Genomic DNA, 24,788 nt, shown 5'->3' with positions numbered 1-24,788 from the left:
ACCAGCACGGGCGTCGGAGTTTTCTCCACGCCCGTGCTCGTATGTTAAGGGGCAGATAAACCGATGGCGAAGCAAGATTATTACGAGATTCTCGGCGTGTCGAAAACGGCCGAAGAGTCTGAAATCAAAAAGGCGTACCGACGCCTGGCCATGAAATTTCACCCGGACCGCAACCAGGGCGATAAAGAGGCCGAAAGCAAATTCAAAGAGATCAACGAAGCCTATAAGGTCCTGACCGATCCCCAGAAACGCGCGGCGTACGATCAGTACGGTCATGCGGCCTTTGAGCAGGGCGGCGGCGGTGGTGGATACGGTGGCGGCGGCTTTGGCGGCGGTGCCGACTTCAGCGACATCTTTGGCGATGTCTTTGGCGACATCTTCGGCGGTGGTCGTGGCCGTCAGCGCGCGGCGCGTGGTTCCGATCTGCGTTACACCATGGAGCTGACGCTGGAAGAAGCGGTACGCGGCGTCACGAAAGAGATCCGTATCCCGACGCTGGAAGAGTGCGACATCTGCCACGGCAGCGGCGCAAAAGCGGGTACCCAGCCGCAGACCTGTCCGACCTGTCATGGCTCCGGCCAGGTGCAGATGCGCCAGGGCTTCTTTGCCGTACAGCAGACCTGTCCGCACTGCCAGGGCCGCGGTACGCTGATTAAAGATCCGTGCAATAAATGCCACGGCCACGGTCGCGTTGAGAAATCCAAAACCCTCTCCGTGAAGATCCCGGCAGGGGTGGATACCGGCGATCGTATTCGTCTGAGTGGCGAAGGCGAAGCGGGCGAGCATGGCGCGCCGGCAGGCGATCTCTACGTTCAGGTGCAGGTGAAACAGCACCCGATCTTCGAGCGCGAAGGCAATAACCTCTATTGCGAAGTGCCGATCAACTTTGCCATGGCGGCGCTGGGCGGCGAAATCGAAGTGCCGACGCTGGATGGTCGCGTGAAGCTGAAAGTGCCGAGCGAAACCCAGACCGGCAAGCTGTTCCGCATGCGCGGTAAAGGCGTGAAATCCGTGCGCGGTGGCGCACAGGGCGATCTGCTGTGCCGTGTGGTCGTAGAGACGCCGGTCGGCCTGAACGAGAAGCAGAAGCAGCTGCTGCAGGATCTGCAGGATAGCTTTGGTGGCCCGACGGGGGAAAACAACAGCCCGCGCTCCAAAAGCTTCTTCGACGGCGTCAAAAAATTCTTCGACGACCTGACGCGCTAAGCGTCCCGCATCACCTCTCTTTATCAACCCGGCGCTGCCGGGTTTTTTTTATCCGCTGGCATACCTCGGGAAAACAGAACTGATAAGCAATAATAATCTGTTTTTAACGAAGAGTAGCGAGGAGTAAGATAGCCGCCACGACGTTACAGGGAGTGGGAGAATCCGATGAAGTTTTTGCACCGTTTTTTAAATAGCGATGCCTCAGGTGGCATCGTGCTGATTTGTGCCGCCGCGCTGGCCATGCTCTGCGCGAACCTCGGCGCGACGCAGGAGATTTACAGCTCGTTTTTACAGACCCCGGTCCAGCTGAAAGTCGGGGCGCTTGAGATTAATAAAGACATGCTGTTGTGGATTAACGATGCGTTGATGGCGATCTTTTTCCTGATGGTCGGTCTGGAAGTGAAGTATGAACTGGTTGAGGGAACGCTCGCCAGCCGCCAGCAGGCGGTATTCCCGGTGATTGCCGCGCTGGGTGGGATGGTCGCACCGGCGCTCATCTTCCTGCTGTTTAATGGTCATAACCCGCTGGCAAGCCACGGCTGGGCCATTCCTACCGCGACCGATATTGCCTTTGCCCTTGGCGTACTGGCGCTGTTAGGTAATCGCGTCCCGCCGGTACTGAAGGTGTTTCTGATGGCGCTGGCGATCATTGACGATCTCGGCGCGATCGTGATTATCGCACTGTTCTACACCAGCGATCTCTCGACTCTGGCGTTGGGTGTTGCCGCGACCGCTATCGCCGTGCTGGCAATCATGAACGCACTCAACGTGCGCCGAATCGGTCTCTATATGTTAGTGGGCGTTGTGCTGTGGACGGCGGTGCTGAAATCCGGGGTTCATGCCACGCTTGCGGGCGTTATCGTCGGTTTCTTTGTGCCGTTGAAGAAAGAGAACGGCGTGTCGCCGTTACATCAGCTGAGCGATGCCATTAGTCCGTGGGTCGCCTGGCTTATCCTGCCGCTGTTTGCCTTTGCTAACGCCGGGGTTTCCCTGAACGGTATGTCCCTTGCTGGCCTGACGGATGTGCTGCCGCTGGGGATTATTGCCGGTCTGGTGATCGGTAAGCCGCTCGGCATTTCGCTCTTCTGCTGGCTGGCGCTGCGTTTGAAACTGGCGAAGCTGCCGCATGGCGCGGTGTTCAAACAGATTATGGCGGTCGGCGTGCTGTGCGGCATCGGCTTTACCATGTCGATCTTTATCTCGTCGCTCGCCTTTGGCGACGCTCATGCCGATATGATCGCCTGGAGCAAACTGGGCATTCTCACCGGCTCGGTTATTTCGGCCGTGGCGGGTTACTGCCTGCTGCGTACGCGCATTATCCGCACGGCGTAGTAACGAAAAGGTAAAGCGCCATGTCATATATCAATTACAACCATCTGTACTACTTCTGGCATGTCTACCGGGAAGGCTCCGTCGTTGGCGCGGCGGAGGCGCTTTACTTAACGCCGCAGACCATCACCGGGCAGATCAAAGCGCTGGAGGAGCGGCTGCAGGGCAAGCTCTTTAAACGCAAAGGGCGGGGGCTGGAAGCCACCGAACTGGGGCAACTGGTATTTCGTTATGCGGATAAGATGTTCGCGTTAAGCCAGGAGATGCTCGATATCATCAACTACCGCAAAGAGGCGAACCTGCTGTTTGATGTCGGCGTGGCGGATGCGCTCTCGAAGCGGCTGGTGAGCGGCATTCTTGATGCTGCCGTGCAGGAAGGCGAGCCGATTCACCTGCGCTGCTTTGAATCGACGCACGAGCTGCTGCTGGAGCAGTTAAGCCAGCATAAGCTCGATATGATTATCTCTGATTGCCCCATCGACTCTGCGCAGCAGGAGGGGCTCTTTTCGGTGAAGATTGGCGAATGCAGCGTCAGCTTCTGGAGCAGCGGCCCGGCACCGGAACTGCCGTTTCCCGCCTGCCTTGAAACGCGTCGGTTATTAATTCCCGGCCGCCGCTCAATGCTTGGCCGCAAGCTGATGAACTGGTTTCATGTGCAAAACCTGCAGGTGGAGATCCTCGGCGAGTTTGATGATGCCGCGCTGATGAAGGCCTTTGGCGCAAAACATGATGCCATTTTTGTTGCGCCGACCTCTTATGGCGACGACTTCTATGCCGATGCGCGAATGGTAGAGATCGGCAGGCTCGACAACGTGCAGGAGGAGTATCACGCGATTTTTGCTGAACGTATGATCCAGCATCCGGCGGTGCAGCGCATCTGCAATCGCGACTACTCGGCGCTCTTCGCGCTCCATCAGAAATGAAAAAACCCGCCGAAGCGGGTTTTTTTTACAAAGCGAACAGCGAAGCGATTAAGCCAGGCTGTTGATACGCGCGGTCAGGTTAGCCTTATGACGCGCTGCTTTGTTTTTGTGGATCAGACCTTTAGCGGCCTGACGATCCACGATCGGTTGCATTTCGTTAAATGCATTCTGCGCAGCGGCTTTGTCGCCAGCTTCAATTGCTGCGTATACTTTCTTAACGAAAGTACGCATCATTGAGCGACGGCTAGCGTTGTGCTTGCGAGCCTTTTCAGACTGAACGGCGCGCTTCTTAGCTGATTTGATATTAGCCAAGGTCCAACTCCCAAATATGATCTTTATGGACAATTCAAAGGCCGGGGAATATGCCCTTTTAGCCTTCTTTTGTCAATGGATTTGTGCAAATAAGCGCCGTTAAGCAACGACGCTCGTTACGTAGTGATGGCGCAGGATTCTAACAGCTTGCGTGTCGCGAATACAGCTTTTCCACCAGAAAAATCGTGCATAGCGGCAGATTCTCACCACAGCCAGCGGCAGCCTGATGAAAAGCCTCTCCTTTCTGGCGCGATAAGGCAATCGCCGGTTAACGTTGCCCGCTGTACAAGGTATAATCCGACGATTTTCACTGTTTTGAGCCAGACATGAAGCTGATACGCGGCATACATAACCTCAGTCATGCACCGCACGGGTGTGTGCTGACTATTGGTAATTTCGACGGCGTACATCGCGGTCATCAGGCGTTGCTACAGGGGCTGGGCGCAGAAGGGCGCGCGCGCGGCCTGCCGGTGGTGGTGATGATTTTTGAACCGCAGCCGCTGGAGCTGTTCGCCGGGGAGAAATCCCCCGCGCGGCTGACGCGTCTGCGCGAGAAGCTTCGCTGGCTGGCCGAGTGCGGCGTGGAGTATGTTCTCTGCCTACGCTTCGACAGGCGTTTTGCGGCGCTGACCGCACAAACCTTTGTCAGCGACCTGCTGGTCGACCGCCTCGGTGTGAAATTTCTCGCAGTCGGTGACGATTTCCGTTTTGGCGCTGGTCGCCAGGGGGATTTCTTGTTATTACAGAAGGCCGGCGAGAAATATGGCTTTGACGTCACCAGTACGCAAACCTTCTGCGAAGGCGGCGTGCGGGTGAGCAGCACCGCGATTCGCCAGGCGCTGGCGAACGACGACCTGGCGCTTGCCGAGAATCTGCTTGGCCGCCCGTTCAGCATCTCCGGGCGCGTTGTCCACGGCGATGCGCTGGGGCGCACCATCGGTTTTCCGACGGCGAATGTGCCGCTGCGCCGCCAGGTCTCCCCGGTAAAAGGGGTCTACGCGGTTGAAGTGGCGGGCCTCGGCGACACGCTGCTGCCGGGCGTCGCCAATATTGGTACCCGCCCGACGGTGGCAGGTATTCGCCAGCAGCTGGAAGTGCACCTGCTGGATGTTGCAATGGACCTTTATGGTCGCCATATAGACGTAGTACTGCGTAAAAAAATACGTAACGAACAGCGCTTTGCTTCCCTCGATGAACTGAAGGCGCAAATCGCCCGAGATGAGGTAGCGGCCCGTGAGTTTTTTGGGCTATCTAAACCGGCTTCTTAAGGCCTGGTGGTATTAATCAAACCGAAATACGGAACCGAGAATCTAATGAGTGACTATAAATCTACCCTGAATTTGCCGGAAACAGGGTTCCCAATGCGTGGCGATCTCGCCAAACGCGAACCGGGAATGCTGGCGCGTTGGACTGATGATGACCTCTACGGCATCATCCGTGCGGCGAAAAAAGGCAAAAAAACCTTCATTCTGCATGATGGCCCTCCATATGCGAATGGCAGCATTCATATTGGTCACTCGGTTAACAAGATTCTGAAAGACATTATTGTGAAGTCCAAAGGGCTCGCAGGTTATGACTCGCCTTACGTTCCGGGTTGGGATTGCCACGGTCTGCCGATCGAACTGAAAGTCGAGCAGGAGTACGGCAAACCGGGCGAGAAGTTCACCGCCGCCGAGTTCCGCGCCAAGTGCCGTGAATATGCCGCCACGCAGGTAGACGGGCAGCGCAAAGACTTTATCCGTCTGGGCGTGCTCGGCGACTGGTCGCACCCTTACCTGACCATGGACTTCAAAACCGAAGCCAATATCATCCGCGCGCTGGGCAAAATCATCGGTAATGGCCACCTGCTGAAAGGGGCAAAACCGGTGCACTGGTGCGTCGACTGCCGTTCCGCGCTGGCGGAAGCGGAAGTTGAGTATTACGACAAAACCTCGCCTTCTATCGACGTCGCCTTCCAGGCTGCCGATCAGCAGGCGGTGAAAGCGAAATTCGGCGTTGATTCTGTTAACGGCCCAGTCTCGCTGGTTATCTGGACCACCACGCCGTGGACACTCCCTGCTAACCGCGCTATCTCCCTCTCTCCGGAGTTTGAGTACGCGCTGGTACAGGTTGACGGTCAGGCGGTGATCCTGGCAAAAGATCTGGTTGAGAGCGTGATGAAACGCACCGGCATCAGCGATTATCGCGTGCTGGCTACGGTCAACGGCGCTGAGCTTGAGCTGATGCGCTTTAAACACCCGTTCCTCGATTTCGATGTTCCGGCGATCCTCGGCGATCACGTTACGCTGGAAGCGGGTACCGGTGCGGTGCATACCGCTGGCGGTCACGGCCCGGACGACTACACCATCAGCCAGAAGTACGGTCTGGAAATTGCTAACCCGGTTGGCCCGGACGGTCGCTATCTGCCGGGCACCTACCCGACGCTTGATGGCATCAACGTCTTCAAAGCGAACGACATCATCGTGGCGCTGCTGACCGAAAAAGGCGCGCTGCTGCACGTCGAGAAGATGCAGCACAGCTATCCGTGCTGCTGGCGTCACAAGTCGCCGATCATCTTCCGCGCCACGCCGCAGTGGTTCGTCAGCATGGATCAAAAAGGGCTGCGCACGCAGTCGCTGCAAGAGATCAAAGGCGTGCAGTGGATCCCGGACTGGGGCCAGGCGCGTATCGAATCGATGGTCGCTAACCGTCCTGACTGGTGTATCTCCCGTCAGCGCACCTGGGGCGTGCCGATGTCGCTGTTCGTCCATAAAGATAGCGAAGAGCTGCACCCGCGTACGCTGGAGCTGATGGAAGAGGTGGCAAAACGCGTCGAAGTTGACGGTATCCAGGCCTGGTGGGATCTCGACCCGCGCGACATCCTCGGCGATGACGCCGACAGCTATGTCAAAGTGCCGGATACGCTGGACGTCTGGTTTGACTCCGGTTCAACCCACGCTTCCGTTGTCGACGTTCGCCCGGAGTTCGCGGGCCACGCGGCAGACATGTATCTGGAAGGCTCGGATCAGCATCGTGGCTGGTTTATGTCATCCCTGATGATCTCCACGGCGATGAAGGGCAAAGCGCCTTATCGTCAGGTGCTGACCCACGGTTTCACCGTCGACGGTCAGGGCCGCAAGATGTCGAAATCGATCGGCAACACCGTTTCGCCGCAGGATGTGATGAACAAACTCGGCGCGGATATCCTGCGTCTGTGGGTGGCATCAACCGATTACACCGGTGAAATGGCCGTTTCCGACGAGATCCTGAAGCGTGCCGCCGACAGCTATCGTCGTATCCGTAACACCGCGCGCTTCCTGCTGGCGAACCTTAACGGTTTCGATCCGGCGAAAGATATGGTGAAACCGGAAGAGATGGTGGTGCTGGATCGCTGGGCCGTTGGCTGCGCGCAAGCGGCGCAGGAAGATATCCTGAAAGCCTACGAATCCTATGACTTCCATGAAGTGGTGCAGCGCCTGATGCGTTTCTGCTCCGTGGAAATGGGCTCCTTCTACCTCGACATCATTAAAGACCGCCAGTACACCGCGAAAGCGGAGAGCCGCGCGCGTCGCAGCTGTCAGACCGCGCTCTATCACATCTGTGAAGCGCTGGTGCGCTGGATGGCACCGATCATGTCCTTCACCGCTGATGAGATCTGGGGCTACCTGCCAGGCGATCGCGAGAAGTATGTCTTCACCGGCGAGTGGTACGAAGGCCTGTTTGGCCTGGCGGACAGCGAAGCGATGAACGACGCCTACTGGGCCGAGCTGCTGAAAGTGCGTGGCGAAGTCAACAAGGTGATTGAGCAGGCGCGTGCCGATAAGAAAGTGGGCGGATCCCTTGAAGCGACGGTTACGCTGTTCGCACAGCCAGAGCTGGCGGCGAAACTGACGGCGCTGGGCGATGAATTGCGATTTGTCCTGTTGACCTCAGGCGCGCAGGTTGCGGATTATGCCAGCGCTTCTGCGGATGCGCAGCAGAGCGAACTGCTCAAAGGGCTGAAAGTAGCGCTGAGTAAAGCCGATGGTGAGAAGTGCCCGCGTTGCTGGCATTACACCCATGATGTCGGTCAGGTGGCGGAACACGCAGATATTTGCGGACGCTGTGTTAGCAACGTCGCCGGTGACGGCGAAAAACGTAAGTTTGCCTGATGAGTAAACCGATCTTTTCAACAGGGCTGCGCTGGCTATGGCTGGTCGTGGCGGTGCTGATTATCGATCTGGGCAGTAAATACCTGATCCTCCAGAACTTCGCTCTGGGGGAGACGGTCTCTCTGTTCCCGTCGCTAAACCTGCACTATGCGCGTAACTATGGGGCGGCGTTCAGCTTCCTCGCCGACAGCGGCGGCTGGCAACGCTGGTTCTTCGCGGGTATCGCTATCGGTATCTGCGTGGTGCTGACGGTGCTGATGTATCGCGCCAAAGCGTCGCAAAAGCTGAATAACATCGCCTATGCGCTGATTATTGGCGGCGCGTTGGGTAACTTGTTCGACCGTCTGTGGCATGGCTTTGTCGTCGATATGATCGATTTTTATGTGGGCGACTGGCATTTTGCTACCTTTAACCTTGCTGATACCGCAATCTGTATCGGCGCGGCGCTGATCGTGCTGGAAGGGTTTTTACCCTCCGCCGCAGTGAAAAAACAGGCGTAAGCCATAAAGCGTTGTAGGCCCGGTTATTAAGCCGGATAAGCGTAGCGCCATCCGGCATGCAATACGCACCCGGGCCCTACATTCGCTATCACATAAGAGCAACCTGCATGTCTAAATCCGTACAGAGCGACAGCGCAGTGCTGGTGCACTTCACGCTCAAGCTCGAAGATGGTTCACTTGCCGAATCCACACGCAACAACGGTAAGCCGGCGCTGTTTCGCCTTGGCGACGGTTCCCTCTCCGAAGGGCTGGAGCAACATCTGCTTGGCCTGAAGGCCGGGGAGAAAAAGGTCTTTTCCCTTGAGCCGGACGCCGCCTTCGGCACGCCGAGCCCGGATCTGATCCAGTACTTCTCACGCCGTGAATTTATGGACGCCGGCGAGCCGGAAATCGGTGCGATTATGCTCTTTACCGCAATGGATGGCAGCGAAATGCCGGGCGTGATCCGCGAAATCAACGGCGACTCGATTACCGTCGATTTCAACCATCCGCTGGCGGGCAGAACCGTCCACTTTGATATCGATGTGCTGGAAGTCGATCCGGCACTGGAGGAGACAAATGCAGATCCTGTTGGCTAACCCGCGCGGTTTTTGCGCTGGCGTTGACCGCGCTATCAGCATTGTTGAAAACGCGCTGGCGATCTACGGCGCGCCGATTTATGTGCGTCACGAAGTGGTGCACAACCGCTACGTGGTCGACAGCCTGCGCGAGCGCGGCGCTATTTTTATTGAGCAGATAAGCGAAGTGCCGGACGGCGCGATCCTTATCTTCTCGGCGCACGGCGTCTCACAAGCGGTGCGCAACGAAGCGAAAAGCCGCGATTTAACGGTCTTCGACGCCACCTGCCCGTTGGTCACGAAAGTACATATGGAAGTGGCGCGCGCCAGCCGTCGTGGCGAAGAGGCGATCCTGATTGGTCACGCCGGTCACCCGGAAGTGGAAGGCACTATGGGTCAGTACAGCAACCCGAAAGGGGGCATGTACCTGGTTGAGTCGCCGGATGATGTTGCGACGCTTGAGATCAAAGATCCGGGCAAACTCTCCTTCATGACCCAGACTACGCTCTCCGTCGACGATACTTCTGACGTCATTGACGCTCTGCGCGTGCGTTTCCCGCATATCGTCGGGCCACGTAAAGATGATATCTGCTACGCGACCACCAACCGTCAGGAAGCGGTGCGTGCGCTGGCTGAGCAGGCGGAAGTGGTGCTGGTGGTGGGCTCCAAAAACTCCTCCAACTCCAACCGCCTCGCCGAGCTGGCGCAGCGGATGGGTAAAGCGGCCTATCTGATTGATGATGCCTCTGATATCCAGGAGAGTTGGGTTCAGGGTATTGCCTGTGTTGGCGTCACCGCTGGCGCTTCCGCACCGGATATTCTGGTGCAGAATGTGATTTCACGCCTGCAGGAGCTGGGCGGCGGCGAAGCCATCCCGCTTGAAGGGCGCGAAGAGAATATCGTCTTTGAAGTGCCAAAAGAGCTGCGGGTCGAGGTTCGCGAAGTCGAGTAACCTTTTCCCGAGGGTTATGCGAAGATGCCAGACCGAGTCTGGCATTTTTTTTGTCCATTTTTCGTGGAGGGGCTATGGGTCTGCCAATCATTCTCGACACCGATCCCGGTATTGACGACGCCGTGGCGATTGCCGCCGCGCTGTTCGCGCCTGAGTGCGATCTGAAACTGATCACCACCGTTGCCGGTAATGTTTCGCTGGAGAAAACCACCCGCAACGCGCTGCAACTGCTTCACTTCTGGAACGCGGATGTCCCGCTGGCGCAGGGTGCCGCCACGCCCTTGCTGCGCCCGCTCTACAGCGCGGCAAATGTGCATGGCGAGTCGGGGCTGGATGGCTACGACTTTATTGAACATGCACGCCAGCCGCTGGCGATCCCGGCCTTTCAGGCGATCCGCGACATGCTGCTCGCCTCGCCTGAACCCATTACGCTTGTGACCATCGGCCCGCTGACCAATATCGCGCTACTGCTTACCCACTACCCGGAGTGCCAGTTCAACATCCGTCGGCTGGTGATGATGGGCGGCTCCGCCGGGCGCGGTAACTTTACGCCGAGCGCCGAATTTAATATCGCCGTCGATCCCGACGCCGCGGCGCGCGTTTTTGCCAGCGGGCTGGATATCGTCATGTGCGGCCTGGATGTCACCAACCGCGCGACCCTTGCGCCCGCGTTTCTGGCGACGCTTCCCACCCTTAACCGCACCGGCAAAATGTTGCATGCGCTTTTCAGCCACTACCGCAGCGGCAGCATGGCGACCGGGCAGCGCATGCACGATCTCTGCGCTATCGCTTACCAGGTCCGCCCGGATCTCTTTACCCTAAAACCCTGCTTTGTGGCGGTTGAGACGCAGGGGCAGTTCACCACGGGTGCGACGGTGGTAGATATTGACGGCAAGCTGGGCTTGCCCGCCAATGCGCAGGTAGCGCTCGATATGGATGTTGAGGGCTTTCGTGCATGGTTCGCCGACGTGCTGGCGCTGGCACCTTAATAACGAAGTCAGGCTCTTGTCATGCCTTTTACTGATATTTGCCGGTGTATATCATTAATTTCTAATTATTGGCGTTTTCGGCTGGTGGCTCAGCGATGGGCTGGTTAATCTGGAAACGATTTTTACGCATTTAATTAACAAAAGAGCACAACTATGCATGATGCAGCAATCCGCGTAGCCATCGCGGGCGCTGGCGGTCGAATGGGCCGACAGCTGATTCAGGCGGCGCTGGCTATGGAGGGCGTGGCCCTTGGTGCAGCGCTGGAGCGGGAGGGTTCCTCTCTGCTGGGAAGCGATGCGGGTGAACTCGCAGGCGCGGGTAAAAGCGGCGTCACGGTGCAGAGCAGCCTTGAGGCGGTAAAAGAGGATTTCGATGTCTTTATCGATTTCACCCGCCCGGAAGGGACGCTTCACCATCTCGCCTTTTGCCGTCAGCACCATAAAGCTATGGTGATTGGCACAACCGGTTTTGATGACGCGGGCAAGCAGGCCATCAGCGATGCGGCGCAGGAGATTGCCATCGTCTTTGCCGCCAACTTTAGCGTTGGCGTGAACGTCATGCTGAAGCTGCTGGAGAAAGCGGCAAAGGTGATGGGCGACTACACCGATATCGAAATTATCGAAGCCCACCACCGCCATAAAGTGGATGCCCCGTCAGGCACGGCGCTGGCGATGGGGGAAACGATCGCCAGCTCACTGAATAAAGAGTTAAAAGAGTGTGCGGTTTATTCACGTGAAGGCCATACCGGCGAGCGTGTTCCCGGCACTATTGGCTTTGCTACGGTTCGCGCCGGGGATATCGTCGGCGAACATACGGCGATGTTCGCCGATATTGGCGAACGTGTCGAGATTACGCATAAAGCATCAAGCCGCATGACCTTCGCTAATGGCGCGGTGCGATCCGCTTCATGGCTTAAAGACAAAGAAAGCGGTCTTTTTGACATGCGTGATGTCCTCGATCTCAACAATCTGTAAGCGTTTTTACCCTTCGTGATGTGGTTGTTGCAGTCATAATGGATTGATTGCAAAGGGCAATAATTTATTGCCCTTTTATTTTGACTTCTAAAAATGATTTTTAACCTTAAAGCGCTGAAATAGATAGTTTATAAGCCATTTTTTGTTTCTAAAATGTAAATTTTGACCATCTGGTCTGGTTTTTCACCCCGGTCGCTACTGAGATACAATTTTCTTGCCGCGCAAGCGTTTTCCCCGCTCTGCTTATCTTCTTTTTTTATCTCTTAAACCCTGTAAAAGCAGGCAGTGGCGTAAAAGAGAAAGAAAAACAGGCGTCATAAGTTGACTTTTATCCCACATCTCTCCAGAATGCCGCCGTTTGCCAAAAATCCACGGCCAGCAAATTTGCATTGATTCATCATCCTGATATGAATTAATATGCAAATAAAGTGAGTGAATATTCTCTGGAGGGTGTTTTGATTAAGTCAGCGCTATTGGTTCTGGAAGACGGAACCCAGTTTTACGGTCGGGCCATAGGGGCAACGGGCACGGCGGTTGGGGAAGTCGTTTTCAATACTTCAATGACCGGTTATCAAGAAATCCTCACTGATCCTTCCTATTCCCGCCAAATCGTCACTCTTACTTATCCTCATATCGGCAATGTCGGCACCAACGCGGCTGACGAAGAGTCCTCTCAGGTGCATGCGCAGGGTCTGGTCATTCGCGACCTGCCGCTGATTGCCAGCAACTACCGCAGCACTGAAGATCTCTCTTCCTACCTGAAACGCCATAACATCGTGGCGATTGCCGATATTGATACCCGCAAGCTGACCCGCCTGCTGCGCGAAAAAGGCGCACAGAACGGCTGCATCATCGCGGGCGAAAACCTCGACGAGACCGTGGCGCTGGAGAAAGCGAAAGCTTTCCCTGGGCTGAACGGGATGGATCTGGCGAAAGAGGTGACGACCCAGGAGAGCTACAGCTGGACGCAGGGTAGCTGGACGCTGGCGGGCGAGCTGCCGGAAGCGAAACAAGAGAGCGAACTGCCTTACCACGTTGTGGCCTATGATTACGGCGCAAAACGCAACATCCTGCGCATGCTGGTGGATCGCGGCTGCCGCCTGACGGTAGTCCCGGCGCAAACCCCGGCCGCAGAAGTGCTGAAAATGAATCCGGACGGCATCTTCCTCTCTAACGGTCCCGGCGACCCGGCACCGTGCGACTACGCTATCGACGCGATTAAAGCTTTCCTCGAAACCGATATTCCGGTGTTCGGCATCTGCCTCGGCCACCAGCTGCTGGCGCTGGCGAGCGGAGCGAAAACCGTGAAGATGAAGTTTGGTCACCACGGCGGCAACCACCCGGTAAAAGATATCGACAACAATACAGTGATGATCACCGCGCAGAACCACGGTTTTGCCGTCGACGAGGCGTCGATGCCTGCTAACCTGCGCGTCACGCACAAATCGCTGTTCGACGGCACGCTGCAGGGCATTCACCGCACCGATAAGCCGGCCTTCAGCTTCCAGGGTCACCCGGAAGCCAGCCCTGGCCCGCACGACGCCGCGCCGCTGTTTGACCACTTTATTGAATTGATTGAGCAGTATCGTCATACCGCCAAATAATCAGGAGAAAAAGAGCCATGCCAAAACGTACAGACCTAAAAAGCATCCTGATCCTTGGCGCTGGCCCGATTGTTATCGGCCAGGCGTGTGAATTCGACTACTCCGGCGCGCAGGCGTGTAAAGCGCTGCGCGAAGAGGGTTACCGCGTAATCCTGGTGAACTCCAACCCGGCAACCATCATGACCGACCCGGAAATGGCGGACGCCACCTATATCGAGCCAATCCACTGGGAAGTGGTGCGTAAGATCATCGAAAAAGAGCGCCCGGATGCGGTGCTGCCGACAATGGGCGGCCAGACCGCGCTCAACTGCGCGCTGGAGCTTGAGCGTCAGGGCGTGCTGGAAGAGTTCGGCGTGACGATGATTGGTGCCACCGCAGATGCGATTGATAAAGCGGAAGATCGCCGCCGTTTCGATATCGCGATGAAGAAAATTGGCCTCGATACCGCGCGTTCCGGCATTGCGCACACCATGGACGAAGCGCTGGCCGTGGCGGCTGACGTCGGCTACCCGTGCATTATCCGCCCCTCCTTTACCATGGGCGGCACCGGCGGCGGCATCGCCTATAACCGCGAAGAGTTTGAAGAGATTTGCGCCCGCGGCCTCGACCTCTCTCCGACTAAAGAGCTGCTGATTGATGAGTCGCTGATTGGCTGGAAAGAGTATGAGATGGAGGTGGTGCGCGATAAGAACGACAACTGCATCATCGTCTGCTCGATTGAAAACTTCGACGCCATGGGCATTCACACCGGTGACTCCATCACCGTGGCTCCGGCGCAGACCCTGACCGACAAAGAGTACCAAATCATGCGTAACGCCTCGATGGCGGTGCTGCGTGAAATCGGTGTTGAGACCGGCGGCTCCAACGTGCAGTTCGCGGTCAACCCGAAAAATGGTCGTCTGATTGTTATCGAGATGAACCCACGTGTTTCCCGCTCCTCGGCGCTGGCCTCGAAAGCGACCGGCTTCCCGATTGCAAAAGTGGCGGCGAAACTGGCGGTAGGTTACACGCTGGATGAGCTGATGAACGATATCACCGGCGGGCGTACCCCGGCGTCGTTCGAACCCTCTATCGACTATGTCGTCACCAAGATTCCGCGCTTCAACTTCGAAAAATTTGTCGGTGCTAACGACCGCCTGACCACGCAGATGAAATCCGTTGGTGAAGTGATGGCGATTGGCCGCACCCAGCAGGAGTCGCTGCAAAAAGCGCTGCGCGGCCTCGAAGTGGGCGCCACCGGCTTCGACCCGAAAGTAAGCCTTGAAGATCCGGAAGCGCTGACCAAAATCCGCCGCGAGCTGAAAGACGCGGGCGCGGATCGTATCTGGTACATCGCTGACGCTTTCCGCGCTGGCCTTTCCGTCGATGGCGTCTTCAACCTGACCAATATCGACCGCTGGTTCCTGGTGCAGATTGAGGAGCTGGTGCGTCTGGAAGAGCAGGTTGCCGCGCAGGGCATCAATGGCCTGAACGCCGACTTCCTGCTCCAGCTGAAACGCAAAGGCTTCGCCGATGCGCGTCTGGCGACGCTGGTTGGCGTGCGCGAAGCGGAGATCCGCAAGCTGCGTGACCAGTACAACCTGCACCCGGTCTACAAACGCGTTGATACCTGTGCCGCGGAGTTCGCTACCGACACCGCGTATATGTACTCCACCTATGAAGAGGAGTGCGAAGCCAATCCGAACCAGGATCGCGAAAAAATTATGGTGCTCGGCGGTGGTCCAAACCGTATCGGGCAGGGTATTGAGTTCGACTACTGCTGCGTCCACGCCTCGCTGGCGCTGCGCGAAGATGGTTACGAGACCATTATGGTCAACTGTAACCCGGAAACCGTCTCCACCGATTACGACACCTCCGACCGCCTCTACTTCGAGCCGGTAACGCTGGAAGATGTGCTGGAAATCGTGCGTATCGAGAAGCCGAAGGGCGTGATCGTCCAGTACGGCGGCCAGACGCCACTGAAACTGGCGCGCGAACTGGAAGCGGCGGGCGTACCGATTATCGGCACCAGCCCGGACGCAATTGACCGCGCGGAAGACCGCGAGCGTTTCCAGCAGGCGGTAGAGCGCCTGAAGCTGCTGCAACCGGCTAACGCCACGGTCACGGCGCTGGAGCAGGCGGTTGAGAAAGCCAAAGAGATCACCTATCCGCTGGTCGTGCGTCCCTCCTATGTGCTGGGCGGCCGCGCAATGGAGATTGTCTACGACGAAGTCGACCTGCGTCGCTACTTTATGACCGCAGTCAGCGTCTCGAACGATGCGCCAGTGCTGCTGGATAAGTTCCTCGATGACGCAGTAGAAGTGGACGTCGACGCGATTTGCGACGGCGAAAGCGTGCTGATTGGCGGCATCATGGAGCATATCGAGCAGGCAGGGGTGCACTCCGGTGACTCCGCCTGTTCACTGCCAGCCTATACGCTGAGCCAGGAGATTCAGGATGTGATGCGCCAGCAGGTGCAGAAACTGGCGTTTGAGTTGCAGGTGCGCGGTCTGATGAACGTGCAGTTCGCAGTGAAAGATAACGACGTCTACCTGATTGAAGTGAACCCGCGTGCGGCGCGTACCGTGCCGTTTGTCTCGAAAGCGACGGGCGTTCCGCTGGCGAAAGTGGCGGCGCGCGTGATGACTGGCCAGACTCTGGCTGCGCAGGGCCACACCAGCGAAATTATCCCGCCGTACTACTCGGTGAAAGAGGTGGTGCTGCCGTTCAACAAATTCCCGGGCGTTGACCCGTTGTTAGGGCCGGAAATGCGCTCGACCGGGGAAGTGATGGGCGTCGGTCGCACCTTTGCTGAAGCGTTTGCCAAAGCGCAGCTCGGCAGCAACTCCACCATGCAGAAGCGCGGCCGTGCGCTGCTGTCGGTGCGTGAAGGGGATAAAGAGCGCGTTGTCGACCTCGCCGCCAAGCTGCTGAAGCAGGGCTTTGAACTGGATGCCACCCACGGCACGGCGATTGTGCTCGGCGAAGCGGGCATCAACCCGCGTCTGGTGAACAAGGTGCATGAAGGGCGTCCGCACATTCAGGATCGTATTAAGAATGGCGAATATACCTACATCATCAACACCACCGCAGGCCGCCAGGCGATTGAGGATTCAAAACTGATTCGCCGTAGCGCGCTGCAGTACAAGGTGCATTACGACACCACCCTGAACGGCGGCTTCGCCACCGCGATGGCGCTGAATGCTGACGCCACCGAGAAGGTGACCTCCGTGCAGGAGATGCACGCGCAGATCAGCAAGTAACAGAGCGGGCCGGTTTACCGGCCCGAATTTTTTTATTCGCACTATTTGTAGGCCGGATAAGGCGTTGCCGCCATCCGGCAATAATGCCTGATGGCGCTTCGCTTATCAGGCCTACGCGATCCTACCTGCATTTATCCACCTTCAGAGTGTTCTGTATTTTCCTCATCCCTCAGCGAGTTACCCTACACTTACTCCCAAGAAGCTTAAAATTGACTGCAAAACAGGGAGAGAACCATGAAAACTAAACTTCTGCTCACATCCGTAATGACTGCCGCTGCGCTGTTCACCGTTGCCGGTTGTTCTTCAAACCAGGCTGTAGAGACGACCGATGGTAAAACCATCGTCACCGACGGCAAACCGCAGGTAGACAAAGATACCGGCATGGTCTCGATTAAAAATGCCGAAACCGGTAAAACGCAGCAGATTAACCGTGACCAGGTTAAAGGCATGAGCGAGCTGAATAACTAATTCGCCACGCTTAGCGTGCGGTGGCTTTCGCCGCCGCACGACCCCCTCTGAATTCCCCTACAGATTGCTACTGTTAGCCAATCGATTAACTGACTACACTCTCTGAAAATATCAGTGAAACAGGTAATCGATGATCCTCATTATTTACGCCCACCCCTATCCACAACACTCCCATGCTAATAAGCGCATGCTTGAGCAGGTTGAGACAATGGATGAGGTGGAGATCCGCTCCCTCTACGACCTCTATCCCGATTTCAATATCGACATTGCCGCCGAGCAGCAGGCGCTGGCGCGTGCCGATCTCATCATCTGGCAACACCCGATGCAGTGGTATAGCGTCACGCCGTTACTCAAACTCTGGATCGATAAAGTGCTGGCTCACGGCTGGGCATACGGTCAGGGCGGCACCGCGCTGCGCGGCAAAAGCATTATGTGGGCGGTGACCACCGGCGGCGGCGAACACCATTTTGATCTGGGCGATCACCCAGGATTTGAGGTGCTTGCCCAGCCTTTGCAGGCCACGGCGCTCTACTGCGGCCTGACGTGGCTGCCGCCTTTTGCCATTCACCGCACCTTTGTCTGTGATGACGAAACCTTGCAGGCGCAGGCACGGCAATATAAACAGCGTTTGCAGACATGGCTGGAGGTGCAGCGTGGATAGTCACTCAATGATTCAGGCGCTGATCTACCTGGGCGCGGCGGCGCTGGTGGTACCCATCGCTATGCGTCTCGGGCTCGGTTCGGTGCTCGGCTACTTGATTGCCGGCGGGATTATCGGCCCGTGGGGGTTACGGCTGGTCACCGATGCGGAGTCTATTCTGCACTTCGCCGAAATCGGCGTGGTATTGATGCTGTTTATCATCGGCCTGGAGTTGGATCCGCAGCGGTTATGGAAATTGCGCGCCTCGGTATTTGGCGGCGGCGCGTTGCAGATGGGCAGCTGTGGCCTGTTGCTCGGCGGCTTCTGTCTGCTGCTCGGGCTGCCGTGGTCGGTGGCGCTGCTGATAGGCCTGACGCTTGGGCTCTCATCGACCGCTATCGCCATGCAGGCGATGAATGAGCGTAACCTGACCGCCTCGCAGATGGGGCGCAGCGCCTTTTCAGTGCTGCTGTTCCAGGATATCGCCGCCATTCCGCTGGTGGCGATGATCCCGCTGCTGGCCGCCAGCGGCGGGGCGATGACCCTTAGCGCCTTTCTATTATCCGCGCTAAAAGTGGTGGCGGCGCTGACGCTGGTGGTGCTGATTGGGCGCTATGTCGCGCGTCCTGCGCTGCGCTTTGTTGCCCGCTCCGGCCTGCGGGAAGTCTTCTGCGCCGTGGCGCTGCTGCTGGTCTTCGGTTTCGGTTTGCTGCTGGAAGAGGCCGGGTTATCGATGGCGATGGGCGCCTTTCTCGCCGGGGTGCTGCTTGCCAGCTCCGAATATCGCCACGCGCTGGAGAGCGATATCGAGCCGTTTAAAGGTCTGCTGCTCGGGCTCTTCTTTATCGGCGTTGGTATGTCGATCGATTTCGGCACGCTGGTGAGCCATCCACTGCGCATTCTGCTGCTGCTGGGCGGCTTCCTGGTGATTAAAACCGGCGTGCTGTGGCTGATCGCGCGTCCTTTAACGGTGCCGCGCAAGCAGCGCTGGTGGTTCGCGGCGCTGCTGGGGCAGGGGAGTGAGTTTGCCTTCGTGGTGTTTGGCGCCGCGCAGACGGCGCAGGTGCTGGATAGCGAATGGGCGAAAGCCTTAACTCTCACTGTGGCACTGTCGATGGCGGCAACGCCGCTGCTGCTGGTGCTGCTCGCGCGTCTGGAGGCGGGCGGCGGCGATCGTGAGCAGGAAGCCGATGCGATCGATGAAGAGGAGGCGCGGGTGATTGTCGCCGGCTTTGGCCGCTTCGGGCAGATCTCAGGGCGCTTGTTGCTCTCCAGCGGCGTGAAGATGGTGATCCTCGATCACGATCCCGACCATATCGAGACGCTGCGTAAGTTTGGCATGAAGGTCTTCTACGGTGACGCGACCCGCGTCGATCTGCTGGAGTCAGCGGGCGCGGCGCGGGCGGAAGTATTGATCAACGCAATTGATGATCCCGAAGCCAGCCTGCACTTAACGGAGCTGGCGAAGGAGCACTTCCCGCACCTGCGCATTATTGCCCGCGCTCGCGATGTCGATCACTACATTCGCCTGCGTCAGATGGGCGTTGAGGATCCTGAACGTGAGACCTTCGAAGCGGCGTTGAAAACCGGGCGTCAGGCCCTTGAAGGGCTGGGGCTGGGTGCCTATGAGGCGCGTGAGCGCGCCGATCGCTTCCGCCGCTTTAATCACGACATGATTGAAGAGATGGCAAATGCGGAAGATGGCGGCCAGGGGCGCGTTGCGGTGTTTAAACGCACCAGCGCCATGCTAACGGAGATTATTGCCGAAGATCGTGCGCATCTCTCCGTCACGCAGCGCCATGGCTGGCAGGGGACGGAAGAGGGAAGGCATACTGACGATCCGGCAGATGAGCCCGCGGTGAAACCGCAGCCCTGATCGCGCGGTCTGTTAAGGCTGCTTGACGGCTAACGGCTTGATAGATCAGGCATGGAAAGCTGGCGGTGCGAAGATGTGCAGGGTCACCGCCAGCAGAACAGAAATTTTTCTTCTTCTTTACCTTACGCACCGTCGACGAAAGATTGTGCTTTCCGTATAGTGGCGACAATTTTTTGCATCCAGGAAATGAATGAATGATCAGTCTGATTGCGGCGTTAGCAGTGGATCGCGTCATCGGTATGGAGAATGCCATGCCGTGGGATCTCCCTGCCGATCTCGCCTGGTTTAAGCGCAACACCTTAAACAAACCTGTTGTGATGGGCCGCCTGACATGGGAATCCATCGGTCGCCCGCTGCCGGGGCGTAAAAACATTGTCATCAGCAGCCAGCCGGGCACCGACGATCGCGTTGAGTGGGTGAAATCCGTTGAGGATGCGCTGGCGGCGTGCGGCGATGCGCAGGAGATCATGGTGATCGGTGGCGGCCGCGTCTACGAGCAGTTCCTGCCGAAAGCGCAGCGCCTCTACCTGACGCACATTGATGCGGAAGTGGAGGGCGATACCCATTTCCCGGATTACGATCCGGACGAGTGGGACTCGGTCTTCAGTGAATTCCACGACGCGGACGCGCAGAATTCACACAGCTACTGCTTCGAAATTCTCGAGCGTCGCTAATAGCAAAATCCCCGGCATGCCGGGGATTTTCATTTCAGGAGGCGATGGCCTCCCCATCACCCAGATCCATCTGGCGATTCGATGGCTGCGTGAAGATCTGCTTATCTTCCCAGCGCAGGCAGGTGAGATCCCCGCCCCAGCAGCAGCCGGTATCCAGCGCGTAAATCCCTTCCGGCGTGCCTTCGCCTTCCAGCGATGCCCAGTGGCCAAAGACGATGCTGTACTCCTGCGCGACCGGACCCGGAATTGAGAACCAGGGTTTCAGCGGTGCCGGTGCGTTCTGCGGCGTATCTTTGCAGTACATATCCAGCTGCCCGTTCGGGAAGCAGTAACGCATCCGCGTAAACGCGTTGGTGATAAAGCGTAGACGAGCGAGACCGCTCAGCTCCGGCGACCAGTGGTTTGGCAGATCGCCATACATCGCATCGAGGAATAGCGGATAGGAGTCGCTTGCCAGCACCGCTTCGACATCGCGGGCGCAGCTTTTCGCCGTGTCGAGATCCCACTGTGGCGTGATCCCGGCGTGGGCCATCACCACCTTTTTCTCTTCATCGATTTGCAGCAGCGGCTGGCGACGCAGCCAGTTAATCAGCTCGTCGGCGTCGGGCGCTTCCAGCAGCAGGTTAAGCCGATCTTTTGGCTTATTGCGGCTGATACCGGCAAAGACCGCCAGCAGATGCAGATCGTGATTGCCGAGCACAACGCGCGCGCTGTCGCCAAGAGATTTGACGTAACGCAGCACGTCGAGCGAGCCAGGGCCGCGCGCCACGAGGTCGCCGGTCAGCCATACGGTGTCTTTTTCCGGTGAAAACTGCACCTGGTTTAACAGCGCGATCAGTTCATCAAAGCAACCGTGAACGTCGCCAATAAAGTATGTAGACATTGATTAATGGATCACTATTGGAACGGCGAGTCGGAAGACCGGGATAGCGACGCGGAAGGGGGTGCCCTGCGCATCGACCATATCGTAATGGCCCTGCATGGTGCCCAGCGGCGTTTCGATCACCGCGCCGCTGGTGTACTGAAATTCGCCGCCTGGCTCGATATGGGGCTGTTCGCCGACCACACCTTCGCCCTGAACTTCCGTTTCGCGGCCATTTCCATTGGTGATCAACCAGTAGCGACTGAGCAACTGGACGGCGCTTCGCCCCAGGTTCCGGATGGTGACGGTGTAAGCAAAGACATAGCGTTCATGGTCGGGTTGCGACTGTGACTCGATATAGAGGCTTTGGACCTGCACAGAGACGCGGGGCGAATTGATCATGGGTTAACTCTCCTTCGGCGGCGCATTATCCGTCAGGTAGTTGGCTAACTGACAATATTGCGCAACAGAGATATTTTCTGCGCGCATCGTCGGATCGATACCCAACGATGAAAGCACGTCGACGGTAAACACATTGCCGAGACTGTTACGAATGGTCTTACGGCGCTGGTTGAACGCTTCGGTGGTAATGCGGCTCAGGGTGCGAACCTCTTTTACCGGGTGCGGCATAGTGGTATGCGGCACCAGACGCACCACGGCGGAATCGACTTTTGGCGGCGGCGCGAAGGCGGTCGGCGGCACTTCAAGCACCGGGATCACCTGGCAATAGTACTGCGCCATCACGCTCAGTCTTCCATACGCCTTACTGTTCGGCCCTGCAACCAGGCGGTTTACCACCTCTTTTTGCAACATAAAGTGCATGTCGGCAATGGCATCAGTATAGCTAAACAGATGAAACATCAACGGTGTTGAGATGTTGTAGGGCAGGTTGCCGAAAACGCGCAGCGGCTGGCCGAGGGTTTGCGACAGCTCGCCGAAGTTCATGGTCATCGCATCCTGCTGATAAATCGTCAGCTTTGGTGCGAGGAACGGGTGCGTTTGCAGACGAGCCGCCAGATCGCGGTCAAGCTCGATAACCGTCATTTTATCCAGACGATCGCCGACCGGTTCGGTCAGCGCGCCAAGACCCGGGCCGATTTCGACCATGGCCTGACCCTTTTGCGGGTTGATGGCGGAAACGATGCTGTCGATCACGAACTGGTCGTGGAGGAAGTTTTGCCCGAAGCGTTTGCGGGCTAAGTGGCCCTGATGGACGCGAGTATTCATTGAGTATTAACAATCATCTTGATGGCGAGATTAAGCGCCGTAATAAAACTGCCGACCTCCGCGGTTCCCTGGCCCGCCAGTTCAAGGGCGGTACCGTGGTCGACGGAGGTGCGAATAAAAGGTAAACCGAGGGTAATATTCACCCCGCGGCCAAAGCCCTGGTATTTTAGCACGGGCAGGCCCTGATCGTGGTACATCGCCAGCACCGCGTCGGCGTTATCGAGGTATTTCGGCTGAAACAGCGTGTCAGCCGGGAGCGGGCCGCTCAGATTCATGCCTTCGCGACGCATCGCCTCCAGCACCGGAATAATGGTGTCGATCTCTTCCGTGCCCATATGACCGCCTTCGCCCGCGTGGGGGTTGAGGCCGCAGACCAGAATATGCGGAGAGACGATGCCAAACTTCTGCCGTAAATCGCCGTGCAGGATGGTGATCACTTCACGCAGCAAATCGGGCGTGATGGCATCCGCCACCTCTCTGAGCGGCAGATGCGTCGTCGCCAGCGCCACGCGCAGCGTCTCCGTTGCCAGCATCATCACCACTTTGTCGGCGTGAGCGCGCTGCTCGAAAAACTCCGTGTGCCCGGTAAAGGGCGTACCCGAATCGTTGATCACCCCTTTATGCACCGGGCCGGTGACCAGCGCGGCGAATTCACCGTTCAGGCAACCATCGCAGGCGCGGGCAAGGGTAGAGACGACGTAAGCGCCGTTTTGCGGATTAAGAGTGCCGGCGATAACCGGCGCGTTGAGCGCAACAGGCAGGAGGGTAAGGGTTCCGGACTGTTGCGGCACCGCTGCATGCCCGGGAGCGTACTCCCGAAGCGTAAGCGGCAGACCGAGCAGGGCTGCCCGGTCAGTTAACAGCGTCGCATCGCCACAGATTACCAGTTCAACCGGCCAGTCGCGCTGGGCGAGCTGCACCACCAGATCCGGGCCAATCCCGGCAGGTTCACCGGGAGTGATAACGATGCGCTGCGTGTTCATCAGTTGCTCAGAATTTTGACGTAAGCGCTGGCGCGTTGTTCCTGCATCCAGGTTGCCGCCTCTTCAGAGAACTTGCGGTTCATCAACATCCGGTAGGCGCGATCTTTCTGCGCGGCATCGGTTTTGTCGACGTTGCGCGAATCGAGCATTTCGATCAGGTGCCAGCCGAAGGAGGAGTGCACCGGGCCGCTCATCTGGCCGCGTTTCAGCTTCATCAGCGCATCGCGGAAAGCGGGATCGTAGATATCCGCTGCCGCCCAGCCGAGGTCGCCGCCCTGGTTGGCTGAACCCGGATCCTGCGAGAACTCTTTCGCTGCATTAGCGAAGGTGGTGCGACCGCTCTTAATGTCGGCAGCAATCTCTTCCAGCTTAGTGCGCGCCTGGTCATCAGTCATGATCGGCGACGGTTTCAGCAGGATGTGACGGGCATGCACTTCTGTCACGGAGATGCTCTTCGACTGACCGCGCAGATCGTTCACTTTAAGAATGTGGAAACCAACACCGGAGCGGATTGGGCCCAGCACGTCGCCTTTTTTCGCCGTGCTCAGCGCCTGCGCGAAGACGCTCGGCAGTTCCTGAATACGGCCCCAGCCCATCTGGCCGCCTTTCAGCGCCTGCTGGTCGGCAGAGTAGGTGATTGCCAGCTTGCCAAAGTCAGCGCCGTTACGCGCCTGCTCAATGATCGAGCGCGCCTGGGCTTCTGCTTCGTTAACCTGGGCAGAGGTCGGGTTTTCTGACAGCGGGATCAGGATGTGGCTCAGATTCAGCTCGGTGCTGGCGTCGTTCTGATTGCCAACCTGCTGCGCCAGCGACTCCACTTCCTGCGGCAGCACGGTCACGCGGCGACGCACTTCGCTGTTACGCACTTCGGAGATGATCATCTCTTTGCGGATCTGGTTACGATAGGTGCTGAAATTCATCCCGTCGTAGGCCAGACGGCTGCGCATCTGATCCATCGTCATGTTGTTCTGTTTCGCAATATCCGCGATAGCGGCATCGAGCTGTTCGTCAGTCACTTTGACGCCCATTTTCGTGCCCATCTGCAAAATGATCTGATCCATGATCAGACGCTCCAGGATCTGATGGCGCAGGGTCTTGTCATCCGGCAACTGTTGACCCGCCTGGCCAGCATTCGCTTTGACGGACTGCATCAAACCATCAACGTCACTTTCGAGCACGACGCCGTTATTCACCACGGCGGCGACTTTATCGACAACCTGAGGCGCGGCAAAACTGGTATTCGCAACCATAGCGATACCGAGAAGCAGCGTTTTCCAGTTCTTCATACCTTTTCCATTTCAATTAACCGCAGTGCGGATTACGTTGCAAATCAAACAGA

Annotated in this window: 22 protein-coding genes and 1 pseudogene; 17 read left to right on the top strand and 6 right to left on the bottom strand. The window is 57.5% G+C overall.

The window, feature by feature from the left end:
• The first annotated feature begins 63 nt into the window (after positions 1-63).
• The 3 genes from dnaJ (at position 64) to nhaR (ending at position 3,458) form a co-directional block, all read left to right on the top strand.
• Entirely contained in the window at positions 64-1,206 is a 1,143-nt protein-coding gene (gene dnaJ, locus N7V53_RS13185) for a molecular chaperone DnaJ (RefSeq protein WP_023480326.1), read from the top strand.
• A gap of 165 nt (positions 1,207-1,371) precedes the next feature.
• Positions 1,372-2,538, top strand: a complete 1,167-nt coding sequence (nhaA, locus tag N7V53_RS13180; RefSeq protein ID WP_279793635.1) for a Na+/H+ antiporter NhaA — start codon at positions 1,372-1,374, stop codon at positions 2,536-2,538.
• A 20-nt stretch (positions 2,539-2,558) separates the two neighbouring features.
• Positions 2,559-3,458 carry a transcriptional activator NhaR gene (nhaR, locus tag N7V53_RS13175; protein ID WP_124969886.1) on the top strand — a complete coding sequence of 300 codons (900 nt, stop codon included), beginning with the start codon at positions 2,559-2,561 and terminating at the stop codon, positions 3,456-3,458.
• A gap of 48 nt (positions 3,459-3,506) precedes the next feature.
• On the opposite strand, the gene rpsT is transcribed toward nhaR, so the two are convergent.
• Positions 3,507-3,770, bottom strand: a complete 264-nt coding sequence (rpsT, locus tag N7V53_RS13170; RefSeq protein WP_023480327.1) for a 30S ribosomal protein S20 — start codon at positions 3,768-3,770, stop codon at positions 3,507-3,509.
• An 89-nt stretch (positions 3,771-3,859) separates the two neighbouring features.
• Here rpsT and N7V53_RS22345 point away from each other — a divergent pair.
• From N7V53_RS22345 to folA, 14 genes and pseudogenes are all read left to right on the top strand, one after another.
• Positions 3,860-4,089 (top strand): annotated as a pseudogene (locus tag N7V53_RS22345) (DUF2575 domain-containing protein).
• 7 nt (positions 4,090-4,096) lie between these two features.
• Positions 4,097-5,038, top strand: coding sequence for a bifunctional riboflavin kinase/FAD synthetase (gene ribF / locus N7V53_RS13165; protein ID WP_023480490.1), 942 nt, complete (start codon positions 4,097-4,099; stop codon positions 5,036-5,038).
• A gap of 45 nt (positions 5,039-5,083) precedes the next feature.
• On the top strand, positions 5,084-7,900 hold the full coding sequence (gene ileS, locus N7V53_RS13160; protein WP_279793634.1) for an isoleucine--tRNA ligase: 2,817 nt from the start codon (positions 5,084-5,086) through the stop codon (positions 7,898-7,900).
• Positions 7,900-8,400, top strand: coding sequence for a signal peptidase II (gene lspA / locus N7V53_RS13155; RefSeq protein ID WP_023480416.1), 501 nt, complete (start codon positions 7,900-7,902; stop codon positions 8,398-8,400). The genes ileS and lspA overlap by 1 nt, the downstream gene beginning before the upstream one ends.
• Before the next feature lie 107 nt (positions 8,401-8,507).
• Complete coding sequence (gene fkpB / locus N7V53_RS13150) at positions 8,508-8,978, top strand: FKBP-type peptidyl-prolyl cis-trans isomerase (RefSeq protein ID WP_023480425.1); 471 nt, start codon at positions 8,508-8,510, stop codon at positions 8,976-8,978.
• A complete protein-coding gene (gene ispH, locus N7V53_RS13145) occupies positions 8,959-9,909 on the top strand; it encodes a 4-hydroxy-3-methylbut-2-enyl diphosphate reductase (protein ID WP_279793633.1) in 951 nt (316 codons plus the stop codon). The genes fkpB and ispH overlap by 20 nt, the downstream gene beginning before the upstream one ends.
• Positions 9,910-9,983: 74 nt before the next feature.
• Positions 9,984-10,898, top strand: coding sequence for a ribonucleoside hydrolase RihC (gene rihC, locus N7V53_RS13140; protein WP_279793632.1), 915 nt, complete (start codon positions 9,984-9,986; stop codon positions 10,896-10,898).
• Positions 10,899-11,051: 153 nt separating this feature from the next.
• Complete coding sequence (gene dapB, locus N7V53_RS13135) at positions 11,052-11,873, top strand: 4-hydroxy-tetrahydrodipicolinate reductase (RefSeq protein WP_279793631.1); 822 nt, start codon at positions 11,052-11,054, stop codon at positions 11,871-11,873.
• Positions 11,874-12,328: 455 nt separating this feature from the next.
• Complete coding sequence (carA, locus tag N7V53_RS13130) at positions 12,329-13,477, top strand: glutamine-hydrolyzing carbamoyl-phosphate synthase small subunit (RefSeq protein ID WP_279793630.1); 1,149 nt, start codon at positions 12,329-12,331, stop codon at positions 13,475-13,477.
• A gap of 17 nt (positions 13,478-13,494) precedes the next feature.
• Entirely contained in the window at positions 13,495-16,719 is a 3,225-nt protein-coding gene (carB, locus tag N7V53_RS13125) for a carbamoyl-phosphate synthase large subunit (RefSeq protein ID WP_279793629.1), read from the top strand.
• A 234-nt stretch (positions 16,720-16,953) separates the two neighbouring features.
• Positions 16,954-17,187 carry a YgdI/YgdR family lipoprotein gene (locus tag N7V53_RS13120; protein ID WP_023480333.1) on the top strand — a complete coding sequence of 78 codons (234 nt, stop codon included), beginning with the start codon at positions 16,954-16,956 and terminating at the stop codon, positions 17,185-17,187.
• A 130-nt stretch (positions 17,188-17,317) separates the two neighbouring features.
• On the top strand, positions 17,318-17,848 hold the full coding sequence (gene kefF / locus N7V53_RS13115; RefSeq protein ID WP_023480390.1) for a glutathione-regulated potassium-efflux system oxidoreductase KefF: 531 nt from the start codon (positions 17,318-17,320) through the stop codon (positions 17,846-17,848).
• Positions 17,841-19,703, top strand: a complete 1,863-nt coding sequence (kefC, locus tag N7V53_RS13110; RefSeq protein ID WP_279793628.1) for a glutathione-regulated potassium-efflux system protein KefC — start codon at positions 17,841-17,843, stop codon at positions 19,701-19,703. The genes kefF and kefC overlap by 8 nt, the downstream gene beginning before the upstream one ends.
• A 194-nt stretch (positions 19,704-19,897) precedes the next feature.
• Positions 19,898-20,377, top strand: coding sequence for a type 3 dihydrofolate reductase (folA, locus tag N7V53_RS13105; protein ID WP_023480281.1), 480 nt, complete (start codon positions 19,898-19,900; stop codon positions 20,375-20,377).
• A gap of 34 nt (positions 20,378-20,411) precedes the next feature.
• Here the strand turns inward: folA and apaH are convergent, their stop codons facing one another.
• Genes apaH through surA form a run of 5 tightly spaced genes read right to left on the bottom strand, consistent with a single transcriptional unit; the run spans position 20,412 to position 24,735 of the window.
• Positions 20,412-21,260, bottom strand: coding sequence for a bis(5'-nucleosyl)-tetraphosphatase (symmetrical) ApaH (gene apaH, locus N7V53_RS13100; protein ID WP_023480411.1), 849 nt, complete (start codon positions 21,258-21,260; stop codon positions 20,412-20,414).
• 3 nt (positions 21,261-21,263) lie between these two features.
• Positions 21,264-21,641 carry a Co2+/Mg2+ efflux protein ApaG gene (gene apaG, locus N7V53_RS13095; protein WP_023480507.1) on the bottom strand — a complete coding sequence of 126 codons (378 nt, stop codon included), beginning with the start codon at positions 21,639-21,641 and terminating at the stop codon, positions 21,264-21,266.
• A 3-nt stretch (positions 21,642-21,644) separates the two neighbouring features.
• The gene (gene rsmA, locus N7V53_RS13090; RefSeq protein ID WP_023480359.1) at positions 21,645-22,466 is read right to left on the bottom strand and encodes a 16S rRNA (adenine(1518)-N(6)/adenine(1519)-N(6))-dimethyltransferase RsmA; all 822 of its coding nucleotides are present in this window, start codon (positions 22,464-22,466) and stop codon (positions 21,645-21,647) included.
• Positions 22,463-23,452 (bottom strand): 4-hydroxythreonine-4-phosphate dehydrogenase PdxA, encoded by a 990-nt coding sequence (gene pdxA / locus N7V53_RS13085; protein ID WP_279793864.1) that lies wholly within the window; start codon positions 23,450-23,452, stop codon positions 22,463-22,465. Before pdxA ends, rsmA begins: the two co-directional genes overlap by 4 nt.
• Complete coding sequence (gene surA, locus N7V53_RS13080) at positions 23,449-24,735, bottom strand: peptidylprolyl isomerase SurA (RefSeq protein ID WP_023480474.1); 1,287 nt, start codon at positions 24,733-24,735, stop codon at positions 23,449-23,451. Before surA ends, pdxA begins: the two co-directional genes overlap by 4 nt.
• Positions 24,736-24,788: the final 53 nt, after the last annotated feature.

Source organism: Kosakonia sp. HypNH10, assembly GCF_029850615.1.
In the GTDB taxonomy this organism is placed as follows: Bacteria; Pseudomonadota; Gammaproteobacteria; order Enterobacterales; family Enterobacteriaceae; genus Kosakonia; species Kosakonia cowanii.
This window is presented reverse-complemented; position numbering and strand designations above follow the sequence as displayed.

Excerpts from the sequence above, each read along its gene's own strand:
- N7V53_RS13120 (WP_023480333.1), top strand. The coding sequence starts at position 16,954 with ATGAAAACTAAACTTCTGCTCACATCCGTAATGACTGCCGCTGCGCTG.
- rihC (WP_279793632.1), top strand. The coding sequence starts at position 9,984 with ATGGGTCTGCCAATCATTCTCGACACCGATCCCGGTATTGACGACGCC.
- surA (WP_023480474.1), bottom strand. The coding sequence starts at position 24,735 with ATGAAGAACTGGAAAACGCTGCTTCTCGGTATCGCTATGGTTGCGAAT.
- fkpB (WP_023480425.1), top strand. The coding sequence starts at position 8,508 with ATGTCTAAATCCGTACAGAGCGACAGCGCAGTGCTGGTGCACTTCACG.
- rsmA (WP_023480359.1), bottom strand. The coding sequence starts at position 22,466 with ATGAATACTCGCGTCCATCAGGGCCACTTAGCCCGCAAACGCTTCGGG.
- nhaR (WP_124969886.1), top strand. The coding sequence starts at position 2,559 with ATGTCATATATCAATTACAACCATCTGTACTACTTCTGGCATGTCTAC.
- dapB (WP_279793631.1), top strand. The coding sequence starts at position 11,052 with ATGCATGATGCAGCAATCCGCGTAGCCATCGCGGGCGCTGGCGGTCGA.
- carB (WP_279793629.1), top strand. The coding sequence starts at position 13,495 with ATGCCAAAACGTACAGACCTAAAAAGCATCCTGATCCTTGGCGCTGGC.
- folA (WP_023480281.1), top strand. The coding sequence starts at position 19,898 with ATGATCAGTCTGATTGCGGCGTTAGCAGTGGATCGCGTCATCGGTATG.
- dnaJ (WP_023480326.1), top strand. The coding sequence starts at position 64 with ATGGCGAAGCAAGATTATTACGAGATTCTCGGCGTGTCGAAAACGGCC.
- ribF (WP_023480490.1), top strand. The coding sequence starts at position 4,097 with ATGAAGCTGATACGCGGCATACATAACCTCAGTCATGCACCGCACGGG.
- kefF (WP_023480390.1), top strand. The coding sequence starts at position 17,318 with ATGATCCTCATTATTTACGCCCACCCCTATCCACAACACTCCCATGCT.
- lspA (WP_023480416.1), top strand. The coding sequence starts at position 7,900 with ATGAGTAAACCGATCTTTTCAACAGGGCTGCGCTGGCTATGGCTGGTC.
- apaH (WP_023480411.1), bottom strand. The coding sequence starts at position 21,260 with ATGTCTACATACTTTATTGGCGACGTTCACGGTTGCTTTGATGAACTG.
- apaG (WP_023480507.1), bottom strand. The coding sequence starts at position 21,641 with ATGATCAATTCGCCCCGCGTCTCTGTGCAGGTCCAAAGCCTCTATATC.
- ileS (WP_279793634.1), top strand. The coding sequence starts at position 5,084 with ATGAGTGACTATAAATCTACCCTGAATTTGCCGGAAACAGGGTTCCCA.
- nhaA (WP_279793635.1), top strand. The coding sequence starts at position 1,372 with ATGAAGTTTTTGCACCGTTTTTTAAATAGCGATGCCTCAGGTGGCATC.
- ispH (WP_279793633.1), top strand. The coding sequence starts at position 8,959 with ATGCAGATCCTGTTGGCTAACCCGCGCGGTTTTTGCGCTGGCGTTGAC.